The following is an 11,369-nucleotide window of genomic DNA, read 5'->3' as shown; positions in this document are numbered from 1 at the left end:
TGATAGACAATCCGACATGGGCCGAGGATTTCTACTTGGTTGCCGTATAGATTGTTGCCACTTCGTTTTACTGAAATCACTGGCTTCCGGTCTTTGGGACTTTTGTGCATATTCGAGCCAATGTGATTGCGGTTGACATTGATCTTAGCTAGAGCCGGAGGACGATTTTTAAGCCACTTACCCTTTGGGCCACGTCTGCCTTTGGTAATTTGAGGCAGATAGTTAAACAGGGGAATAATCCAGAATTTACCGCTTTTATAAGCACCTCTGACCCGGCCAGAGCTTAGGAGTTGTCGCAATCGTCTAGAAGAAATTCCTAACAGAGATGCCGCTTCAGTAGTACCAACGCACTTGTTCATCAGTTGACTCCTTAAACTATTCCGATAAAACTAGTATAACAGAAAAATTTGTGAAACGTGGAATCATCGGGTGCTATTAATTAATGCATTAAACTTCAGCACTCAGAAGATTCCCTGAATAACATTGAGTGTAATTAGGGCTATCATTAGACAAATCAGGTCAGTTGGAATGATTGGTTGGGACTTCTGGAATAGCTAAAAATGGCAATCAGTGCTACTGTAGGATGCCATACTGTTGCGCTAGTTATCCTACATGGTTGAATCAATACCTAAGCAAAACTACCGTGAAGATCCAGGGTCAGCCATCGTAGGCTTCACAGGTCAACAGTGTCAGCAACAGCTGCTTGACAAAACCTGAGTAGACATCTGTTCTAACTCCTGATTAACCTGATGGTTTGTGCAGCATAACTGGTAACGCTCCTAACACCTGATGCAATGACAGCACTGCCCATTCCCCACCAACCCTCAAGTTCAACGAATAGCACCAGCTCCTATGCTGCTGCTAAGAAAAACCCTGTGTCCACCCTCAAAGAACTGGTGGCACGTCTTTATCGAGAACAGCACAAGGTTCAAGATTTGTTAAGTTCATTGGGGTTTGCCTTACGCAGCTTCAACAATCTCAATCAGTTTTTAGAGTTAATTCCTCTAATGGCAGCACGGGTGAGTGATGCCGATGGGGGAGCTTTAATCTTGTTCAATCGAGATGGTCAGGTACAACGATCTGACCTACACTACCAGAACCCTCAGGTGGTTCAGACTATTCGTAAAGCGATAGAAAAGACCACCCACCAAGTGACAAGTCCTAATGGCCAAGGGGGGAATGATCAGCACACACCAACCTCTTTGAAACTGGTTCAGGCATCCTTTGATAAACTCTTGAGGGATTATCTTGAACCCAATATCAAACTGTTTAGTCTTCCGATTCTGGTTAAAAATGTTGAACAAGGACATTTGTATATCTTTAGCCATGACCCACAATATAACTGGACAGCAACACGACAGAAGTTGGTAAGGTTAGTGGCTGACCAAACTGCAGTAGCGATCGCTAATGATGAACTGAAAGTTGAGCTACGCCATAAAGAACGCTTAGATCGAGAGTTAGAAATTGGTGCCGATATCCAAATCCGCCTACTACCGCGCCAATGCCCTGAAATTGAAGGGGTGGAATTAGCGGCTTTCTGTAAAACCGCTAACCGTGTCGGAGGTGACTACTACGATTTCATTCCCACCAACTACGACCAGCTCGGACCGAAAAACTCCGGGGATGGTCATCTCACTGATGACCACAGTGCTTATTTACCTTGGAGCATTGTGATTGGTGATGTGATGGGAAAAGGGGTTCCGGCTGGGTTGATTATGACTATGACCAGGGGAATGCTGCGAGCAGAAGTACTAAACGGTCACTCCCCTGCACGCATTCTCGAACACCTGAACCGGGTTATGTATCCTGACTTGGAAAATTCCCATCGGTTCGTCACCCTGTTTTATTCTGAGTACGACCCCAAAACCAAGATTTTGTCCTATAGTAATGCCGCTCACAATCCCCCCTTGTTGTGGCAGGCATCAACCGGTTCTATCAAACCCTTGGATACCGCAGGAGGGATGCTGATTGGTTTAGAAATTGATTCTCAATACGAAGACTCTCAAGTGCAGCTCGATTCAGGGGACACCATTATTTACTACACTGATGGGGTGACCGAGGCAGCGAATCTCAATGGCAATCGCTTTGATGAGGAAAATCTAACCCAAAGCTTCCAGTGGGCCTGTGAACATAGTTATAGTGCTCAGGAAATTTTAGATTACCTATTTCAGCAAGTCCAGCAGTTTACTGGTACAACAACTAACGGAGATGATATGACACTGGTCGTAATGCAGGTAAAATCAAGGCTTGACTAATAGATTTAACGTATAGGAAAGCATAGCAATGGTGATTGTAGGCATACAAACAGTAATAGTTCCGTTAGATAGCATTAGCGATTGGACTGATGTCTTGGGATGGCTGAACTCTCAGTTACCCATCGATGGGCTAGTTTTGGCTCAAACTATTGAAGATCCAGATGTACTTGGTCAAATCAAGACGGCCTGGCAAAACTTTATTGATTCTGGTCAGGCTGCAGCGCTGGTGATTGGCTTAGTTGTTGGTTACTTATTCAGAAATCTAACTTCGTTTAACTAAATCGTCAGCTGTCAGCCGTCAGCTGTCAGCCGTCAGCTTAAGATACATCTTCCGTAGCCTGTGCGGTTCGCTTAGTCTACACCTATGCCCATTGCACAATGCCCAAACGGTAAAATTTAATAGTTCCAAATTTTATAGAATTGAAAGTCTGGGGATTTGCCCTTCTTAGCTTATGCTCTACGCGCCTAAGCTGATAGCTGATAGCTGATAGCTGATAGCTGATAGCTGATAGCTGAATGCTTATACTAAATCTAACTTCGTTTAACGAGTCTTTTGTGCTTTATCTTTTGTCCTTTATCTTGTTTCCAAAACTGTGACTGAGCAAAAAACCTGGAGTCAGAGATTTGAATCAGCGTTACATCCAGCAATTGCTTGCTTCAATGCCAGTATCGGCTTTGACATAGAACTGATTGAGTATGACATTACTGGTTCTGTGGCTCATGTCAAGATGCTTGCCCATACTGGCATTATTTCTGAGTCGGAAGCTCAGCAGCTAGTAGCTGGCTTAGAACAAATCCGTTCAGAATACCACCAAGGAAAATTTAACCCTGGTGTTGATGCTGAAGATGTACACTTAGCTGTAGAATGCCGCCTAACTGAACTTGTGGGTGATGTTGGCAAGAAGCTACATACAGGGCGATCGCGTAATGACCAAGTTGGTACGGATACCCGACTCTACCTCCGGGAGCAGATTGATCAGATTCGTAGCCAGTTACGTAACTTCCAACAGGTCTTGCTCAATCTGGCCAAAGCTCATGTTGAAACCCTGATTCCTGGCTATACTCACCTGCAACGGGCTCAGCCAGTCAGTTTAGCCCATCACCTGTTAGCTTACGTAGAAATGCTAGAGCGGGACTGGCAGCGTTTAGGGGAAATCCGACGACGGGTGAATATCTCACCCCTGGGTTGTGGAGCCTTAGCAGGGACAACCTTCCCCATTGACCGACATCATACCGCCAAAACCTTGCATTTTGAAGGAATTTATGGTAATAGCCTCGATGGAGTAAGCGATCGCGACTTTGCCATTGAATTCCTCTGTGCTGCCAGTTTGATCATGGTACATCTGAGCCGATTGTCAGAGGAAATCATTCTCTGGGCATCTCAGGAATTTGGCTTTGTTACTCTCATCGATAGTTGTGCTACTGGTTCGAGCATCATGCCCCAAAAGAAAAATCCTGATGTTCCGGAACTGGTACGAGGTAAGACTGGTCGTGTCTTTGGTCATCTGCAAGGGTTGTTGGTATTGATGAAAGGGCTACCTTTGGCTTACAACAAAGACCTGCAAGAAGACAAAGAAGCACTGTTTGATAGCGTTAACACTATCAAAGCCTGTCTCGAAGCCATGACCATTCTCTGGCAGGAAGGGTTAGAATTTCGTACCGAACGTTTGGCATCAGCAGTTACTGAAGATTTCTCTAACGCTACCGATGTCGCTGACTATTTAGCCTCAAAAGGAGTTCCGTTTCGGGAAGCCTACAATCTGGTGGGTAAGGTGGTCAGAAGTTGTTTGGCATCCGGGAAGTTACTGAAGGATTTGAGCCTCGAACACTGGCAAACTTTGCACCCAGCCTTTGAGGAGGATATTTATCAAGCCATTGCCCCTACTCAAGTAGTAGCTCGTCGGAATAGTTATGGTGGCACTGGTTTTGACCAGGTTAGGCGAGGGATTCAGGATGCATGCGATCGCTTAAATTCCAATCATGATTGATCGCTAATTTATCGTAAGCATATGCGCTACGCGCACGCTACGCGAACAGCTATCAGCTGTCAGCCGTCAGCTATCATGCAGACGTAACTCAGATTAAACAAATGCTTACCTGTTTTATTCAAAAGCACCATCTGTAGCCCATAAGCACCTCACCTCAAGTAGCGTGCGCGTAGCGCATAAGGTGATAGCAGCATCTGTAGCAACATCTGTAGCCCATAAGCACCTCAAGTAGCGTGCGCGTAGCGCATAAGCTGATAGCTGACGGCTGAATGCTTACAATTTATCTCTAATTTAGATCTTGTCGATCTTGCACCAGTACAAAAATACTTAATAATCTTAATAATAGGGAAGTTCGGATCGGGAAACTTCGGATCAGAAGTAAGGATTTTTAGTTAGTTTTTGGCTTAAAAGATACTTTGACTTTTGTTTATTCCAATCACATAACCTTGACTTATTCTGACTCGAAGCTCCTGACTCGATACTCCTAAGTTTTCTACATCAACAGTAGTTAATCAACTGGGGTAGCTGCCTGATCGGATGTAAGGAGTCAGCTATGACAGTCAGCTGATAGCTGACTCCTTACATCGCACCAGTACCACCTTGGTAATTATCCTCGTTGTTAGTTTCTGCTGTTGTTTCCTCCGACTTAGGAGGTTTGCTACCGTACCGTCTATTTTTGGAAAAACGGCCCGTATTACGCTTGGATTTCCGAAACTTACGGGCGTAAGCTTGATTCCGCTGCGCCTTTTCCTTTTTTAGATTGCGGCGCTTTGCCATGTCTACCTCATTGATAAAAAAACAAAAACACTATCAAACCCAAGTCTTAGACTAGATTCAGCTTGGTTTATTTAAGTTACCCATTTGACACTCCCCGCCCTGGAAGGACGGGGATTCTTAGTTCTTCGACATGCCTTAAAATTAGTTATCCGCCAAAGGCAATATTTAAGCCAAATATCCGTTAAAAACCAAATATTGAGCTTAATTTAACTAACCCCAGTGGGCTTATCTCCCTAAGCGTTGAGTTTCCTCAGTTTCCGTGTGCCGGAGACGAAACCTTAGAAGAGTGGAGCCTTTATGGTTAGTCGTCTATGGGTAAAAGGGTTAAAACTTTGCCGATTTTGGCTCCACTCTTCTTACGGTAACTTCTAACCCCACGGTACTTTCATCTTTTAAGATTTGCTTTACTGGTTGTCGGTATCCGCGCTTGATCCATACGTTTTTAATGAGGTTTTTCGCGCCTCATGTACTAGCATCGCTTTACGTCGTTAGTTTGTTGACAGTACCGACGAATCCTGTCTGTGCTAGGCTACCTTTTTATTATACCACAGTGAACAAAAGCCCTCCTAGAAGGACGGGGCTTGAGACCCACTTTTTCGGTCACCCACGGCAAAGGAAAATGGTTAGTTTTCCACAACAGACTTCTTGATTGTCCTCGAAGCCTACTGTTGTTATAACTTATTCTAGAACCCACTGCGACTACGATTTCCTCGATTGTTGTCGTTGTCGTTAGTCTTTGGTCTAGCTTTGCGGACGCGCATAGAACGCCCCATCCATTCTGCACCATCTAGCTCAGCAATGGCAGATTCTTCCTGATCCGTTGTCCCCATATCAACAAAAGCGAATCCACGCCCTTGACCTGTTTCCCTATCTTTAGGAACTACTACTTTTGATACTGTACCATAATCCTGAAATACTTCCTGTAAGTTTTCAGAGGTAACCTGATAATCTAGGTTGCCAATGTATATAGTCATTTAGAGTTGTCCATCTGATCGAAAATGTTCAGATGAAGGTCGGTGAGAGGGCAAAGCACTGGTGCATATCTACCCAGGTTATGACAGCGATGCAGCGAGGTAGCGCGGTCTTGGGGATCACCCCCCATGAGCGACTACCGGTGCGGTCAAAGGAGGCCCCCCACTCGCGCTTTGCATCAAGACAGAGATTTAACCACAAGTGATTTGCCTGTAACCGGTTAGGTATTCCTTAGGCTCCTAGCTGTTAACTACTCAGACGTTCAACGTTGAATTGCATCACAATGGACTTTTCAATCACTGACGTTACCGAACTTGCATCCATAATGTCTATCATAGCAGTCAGTAAAAGCAACACACACAATCAACAGCCCTATCATCACATGAGAAGATTATGGCAATTTGTCCAAACAGTTCTGGGGATTATATTTCGACATCCTATTACCGGTACGAGCATCATTCCACTCTTGCCGGATGGGCGAATTGTGCTAGTTCGACGTCGTGACAATGGTAAGTGGGCTCTACCAGGAGGGATGGTTAACTGGGGTCAAGATATTCCAACGACTATCGAACGGGAATTATTTGAGGAAACCGGACTTGAGTTGCTCAAGATTCGCCAGTTAGTTGGGGTTTACTCAGCACCAGGAAGAGATCCCAGAGTCCATTCTATCTGTATTCTGGTAGAAGCTGATGTGACTGGAACCATGGAGGTACAGGACGTATTGGAAATTAGTGAAGTCAAGGCGTTTGAACTGGAAGCTATCCCTAAGGGAAACCTCAGCCATGACCATGACCGTCAGTTACAGGACTATTTTGAGGGTAATATCACCGTTGCTTAATTCCCCATTCCCCACAAAAGTCACCGCAGCAACTAACTACCAACGACTGACAACATTCCCCAAAAGATTAAGTAAGGATCAACAATAATCTGAGCTGCTATTCCAGGAAATTGAGATTGGAGATAAGTAACTAACTGCTCAGAGTCGCCACCAGTCAGAGCAATCGGACTGTTGGGAAACTCCCTTTGCCAATCCTCAATAAAATCCCGGATACTAGCTAATACTGTATAGACCACACCACTTGCCATGGCTCCTGATGTTTCGAGTGACCAACGCTTTGGTAACTGAGCTGGTAGTTCAATGGCGGGTAATGCTCCAGTTTTTTGTGCTAGAGACTGTAACTGTAATCCTAATCCTGGCAAGATAGCCCCTCCGATTAGCTGTAGGTTTTGGTTAGCACCAGTAAAGGTTAGAGCAGTACCAGCATCAATAACCAAAATTGGATAACTATACCTGTGACCAGCACCAAATAACGCCAAGGCGCGGTCAATGCCTAGGGTGGGATATAGTCCGGAAAGGGGTAAATCTTCCAGGGTCAATATTGTAGTATCGGAATAGTTTTGCCAGAGTGCTGTTTGGGCAGGTACTACTGAAGCGATGTAAAGGGGTAATGGCTTGGATGTGTCTGTACCCTGAGCTCCTAACTGGGGTGGGAAAATTTCCTCTGACATTACATTAGACGTCCAGTCCTTGATTAACTGCTCTACAGCTGCTGGGGTTAGATGGTTGGTATCCCAGGCTTTTTTCAGGGTGTTATCTACAAACCAAGCCCAATGTAGCCGGGAATTGCCAATCACTAATCCTAAAAAGCTGTTGGCCTTAGTCGTCATATAGCAGTTATCAATTGGGTTAGGTCCTTTCGTTTTCGGTTGCGCGGGAGTCGGGAGTCGGGAGTCGGGAGTAGGGAGTAGGGAGGACACAACTCTACCGATAGGTTGAACGCGATGGACGCGCGTCCCGCTTTGCTGCGAAGCGCGTGGCCTAAAAGCCAAGGTTGAAGGTTGAAGATTGAAGGTTGGTTGGTTGAAGGTTGAACGCGATGGACGCGCGTCCCGCTTTGCTGCGAAGCGCGTGGCCTAAAAGCCAAGGTTGAATGTTGAAGGTTATTGAACGCGATGGACGCGCGTCCCGCTTTGCTGCGAAGCGCGTGGCCGAAAGGCCAAGGTTGAACGCGATGGACGCGCGTCCCGCTTTGCTGCGAAGCGCGTGGCCTAAAAGCCAAGGTTGGTTAAGGCTAGGATTAGCCTAGGGCATTAGCTATCAGCTATTGGTGGTGACTGAACTATAACCAATCCTAAATCAGAGCTATAGCATATTTAAATCCAGCTTTCGCAAATATTTGTGTAAAAATAAAGAAAAGTTACATAACTTAAAAATAGCGGATAAAGGAGTAAAGGGATGGTAGTACTCACTGACCGGGTTCAAAAGCGGCTAACCATAGAGACTAGCGAGATTGCTCCAGATACCACAACTATTCGTTCTTTGGATTGGGATCGCGATCGCTTCGACATCGAATTTGGACTACAAAACGGCACCACGTACAACTCGTATCTGATTCGGGGTGAGAAAATTGCCTTGGTCGATACCTCCCATGAAAAATTCCGCCAGCTATATTTAGATACTCTAACTGGACTAATTAACCCTACCGATATTGATTACCTAATTATCAGCCATACCGAACCAGACCACAGTGGCTTAGTCAAAGATATCCTTGCACTGGCTCCAGATATTACTGTGGTGGGCTCAAAAGTGGCAATCCAGTTCCTGGAAGACTTTGTACATCAACCGTTTCAGCGCCAAATTGTCAAAACTGGTAATCAGCTAGATTTAGGCAATGGGCATATCCTGGATTTTGTTAATGCCCCTAATCTCCATTGGCCCGACACCATGCTCACTTACGATGCCGGGACTAAGGTGCTGTATACTTGTGATGTGTTTGGCATGCACTACTGCTCTGCTAGCACCTATGATGACAACCTCAGCGCTATCGAAGCAGATTATCGATTTTACTACGAATGCCTGATGGCTCCCAATGCCCGTTCAGTGCTATCTGCTCTCAAGCGGATGGATAAGTTGGGAGAGGTGACTACTATTGCTAATGGTCATGGTCCTCTACTGCGCCACAATGTAGAACAACTGGTAGGAAATTACCGCAACTGGAGTCAAGCTAAGGCCAAGGCAGAAAAATCCGTTGTTGTGTTTTATGTCTCAGATTATGGCTATAGCGATCGCATTTCTCAAGCGATCGCCCTAGGGATTACCAAAACTGAGATTGCTGTGGAGATGATGGACCTCAAATCCGCTGACCCCCAAGAGGTTCAGGAAGCGGTCAACCGTGCGGCTGGCATAGTGATTGGCATGGCTCCAGCTACAAACAGCACCACTACAGCAGCAGTTAGCACGGTACTTGCTGCGGTCAAATCCAAGCAATCCTTTGGTCTGTTTGAATCCTATGGGGAAGATGACGAACCGATTGACCCCCTACGCAGTCAATTGAGAAGCCTAGGACTCAAAGAAGCCTTTCCTGGGATTCGCATCAAAGACACTCCTAGTGAAACCACTTACAAGCTTTGTGAAGAAGCGGGTACTGACATCGGGCAATGGTTGAGTCGCGATCGCTTGATCAAGAACATGAAATCCCTAGATACAGACCTAGACAAAGCCCTAGGTCGTATCAGTGGTGGGTTATACATCATTACCGCTAAGAAAGGGGATGTCAAGAGTGCGATGTTAGCCTCTTGGGTGAGCCAAGCTAGCTTCGAGCCTCTCGGTTTCACCATTGCTGTAGCCAAAGACCGGGCGATTGAATCCTTGATGCAAGTGGGAGACCGCTTTGTACTCAATGTACTGGAAGAAGGCAACTACCAAGACTTGATGAAACACTTCCTCAAGCGCTTCAAACCTGGTGCTGACCGCTTTGCAGGGGTTAATACACAAACCGCAGAAAACGGTTCCCCGATTCTGAGCGACGCCCTAGCCTATCTAGAGTGTAAAGTTACCACTCGTATGGAGTGTAGTGATCATTGGATTGTTTACTCTACCGTTGACACCGGACGGGTTTCTAAGCCAGAGTCTCTGACTGCTATCCACCATCGGAAAGTGGGAAATCATTACTAAACATTAATAGCAGTTCTAAATGTAATCGGCTAACCTGAACCATGAACACTACAAAACCCCGTGACGTCCAACCTCTCTATATTGCTACCGATACCCTCATATTGCGATCGCGTACTTGGGACCGGCTCAAATTTGAAATCGAATATGCCTTGCAACGAGGCACCACTGCTAATTCTTTTGTCATTAGAGCTGATCAAATCGCCCTATTCGATCCACCAGGAGAATCCTTTACAGAGGTATTTCTCAAAGCATTACAAGAACGCCTTGACCCAAAGCTGATCGATTATGTCATCCTCGGTCACATTAATCCCAATCGCCTGGTTACTCTGAATGCTCTGCTCAAACTTGCTCCTAATATTACCTTTGTTTGTTCCAATCCTGGTGCTAAATCCTTGCGCACTCTGTTTGAGAAACTAGAGGATAAAGCTATTCCAGAACAGGAGCTCAAAATCCTGGTAATGAAAGGGGATGACACTCTCGATTTAGGGAAAGGTCACATCCTAGATTTTATCCCTACCCCTAATCCCCGTTTCCCTGATCAGCTTTGTACCTACGATTCTAAAACTCAAATCCTATTTACAGATAAATTATTTGGTGCTCATGTCTGTGGCGACCAGGTAATGGATGAAGGTTGGAGGGTTTATGACGAAGACCGACGCTATTATTTTGATTGCCTGATGGCACCCCACGCCCGACAGGTGGAAACAGCTTTAGCTAAATTAGATGACTTTGATGCTAAGCTTTATGCTACCGGTCACGGACCTTTGGTGCGCTATGGCTTTCAAGAACTGACTGAATCCTATGGAAAATGGAGTAAGCAACAACAAGCTCAAGAGGCTAATGTTGCCCTAATTTATGCCTCAGCTTACGGCAATACTGGAGCAATTGCCCAAGCGATCGCACGAGGTATCACTAAAGCTGGTGTATCGGTAGAATCCCTTAACTGTGAAGCAGCTGACCCGGAAGAGATTGGCGCTGCTGTGGAGAAAGCAGACGGATTTATCATGGGTTCTCCTACCCTAGGAGGTCACGCACCAACCCAGGTTCAAACCGCTTTGGGTATGGTTTTATCTAGCGCTACTAAAACTAAGCTAGCGGGTGTCTTTGGTTCCTATGGCTGGAGTGGGGAAGCCATAGACCTATTAGAAAGTAAGTTCCGGGATGCGGGTTACAAGTTTGGCTTTGAGACGATTCGGGTCAAATTTAAGCCTACAGACAAAGACCTCAAATACTGTGAAGAAGCCGGTACAGATTTTGCTCAAGCCCTGAAAAAAGCCAAAAAAGCCCGGAAACCCAAGCAACCTGCTGGTGAGTCTTCCGCTGCCCGCACGGAGCAAGCGGTGGGACGGTTGATTGGTTCACTGTGTGTTGTGACTACTAAACAACAAGACCTGACCGGAGCGATGCTAGCTTCCTGGGTAT

The 11,369-nt window shown here is 45.7% G+C and carries 10 protein-coding genes; 6 read left to right on the top strand and 4 right to left on the bottom strand.

What is annotated here, in order from left to right:
• A partial coding sequence (locus F6K37_RS21045; protein WP_287251920.1) for a helix-turn-helix domain-containing protein occupies positions 1-359 on the bottom strand: 359 nt, incomplete at its 3' end.
• 435 nt (positions 360-794) lie between these two features.
• Here F6K37_RS21045 and F6K37_RS21040 point away from each other — a divergent pair.
• The 3 genes from F6K37_RS21040 to argH all read left to right on the top strand — a co-directional run bounded on the left by F6K37_RS21040 (position 795) and on the right by argH (position 4,243).
• Positions 795-2,255: a GAF domain-containing SpoIIE family protein phosphatase gene (locus tag F6K37_RS21040; RefSeq protein ID WP_287251918.1), complete on the top strand. Its 1,461-nt coding sequence runs from the start codon at positions 795-797 to the stop codon at positions 2,253-2,255.
• 28 nt (positions 2,256-2,283) lie between these two features.
• The gene (locus F6K37_RS21035) at positions 2,284-2,535 is read left to right on the top strand and encodes a hypothetical protein (protein ID WP_287251917.1); all 252 of its coding nucleotides are present in this window, start codon (positions 2,284-2,286) and stop codon (positions 2,533-2,535) included.
• Positions 2,536-2,848: 313 nt separating this feature from the next.
• Complete coding sequence (argH, locus tag F6K37_RS21030; protein ID WP_287251915.1) at positions 2,849-4,243, top strand: argininosuccinate lyase; 1,395 nt, start codon at positions 2,849-2,851, stop codon at positions 4,241-4,243.
• 579 nt (positions 4,244-4,822) lie between these two features.
• Here argH and F6K37_RS21025 read toward each other — a convergent pair.
• On the bottom strand, positions 4,823-5,020 hold the full coding sequence (locus tag F6K37_RS21025; protein ID WP_008187899.1) for an Asl3888 family RNA-binding protein: 198 nt from the start codon (positions 5,018-5,020) through the stop codon (positions 4,823-4,825).
• A 683-nt stretch (positions 5,021-5,703) separates the two neighbouring features.
• Positions 5,704-5,994, bottom strand: a complete 291-nt coding sequence (gene rbp / locus F6K37_RS21020) for an RNA-binding regulator (RefSeq protein ID WP_008187900.1) — start codon at positions 5,992-5,994, stop codon at positions 5,704-5,706.
• A 380-nt stretch (positions 5,995-6,374) separates the two neighbouring features.
• Between rbp and F6K37_RS21015 the strand changes: the two genes are divergently transcribed.
• Positions 6,375-6,830 (top strand): NUDIX hydrolase, encoded by a 456-nt coding sequence (locus F6K37_RS21015; protein ID WP_008187901.1) that lies wholly within the window; start codon positions 6,375-6,377, stop codon positions 6,828-6,830.
• A 32-nt stretch (positions 6,831-6,862) separates the two neighbouring features.
• On the opposite strand, the gene F6K37_RS21010 is transcribed toward F6K37_RS21015, so the two are convergent.
• Positions 6,863-7,660 (bottom strand): pantothenate kinase, encoded by a 798-nt coding sequence (locus tag F6K37_RS21010; protein ID WP_287251922.1) that lies wholly within the window; start codon positions 7,658-7,660, stop codon positions 6,863-6,865.
• A 568-nt stretch (positions 7,661-8,228) separates the two neighbouring features.
• Here F6K37_RS21010 and F6K37_RS21005 point away from each other — a divergent pair.
• Together F6K37_RS21005 and F6K37_RS21000 are read left to right on the top strand one after the other, a co-directional pair.
• Positions 8,229-9,947 carry a diflavin flavoprotein gene (locus F6K37_RS21005; RefSeq protein ID WP_287251912.1) on the top strand — a complete coding sequence of 573 codons (1,719 nt, stop codon included), beginning with the start codon at positions 8,229-8,231 and terminating at the stop codon, positions 9,945-9,947.
• Between the two features lie 41 nt (positions 9,948-9,988).
• Positions 9,989-11,369 (top strand): FprA family A-type flavoprotein (locus tag F6K37_RS21000; RefSeq protein WP_287251910.1); only part of this gene is annotated, 1,381 nt, incomplete at its 3' end.

It is taken from the genome of Moorena sp. SIO4E2 (assembly GCF_010671945.1).
GTDB classification, from domain to species: Bacteria; Cyanobacteriota; Cyanobacteriia; order Cyanobacteriales; family Coleofasciculaceae; genus Moorena; species Moorena producens.
This window is presented reverse-complemented; position numbering and strand designations above follow the sequence as displayed.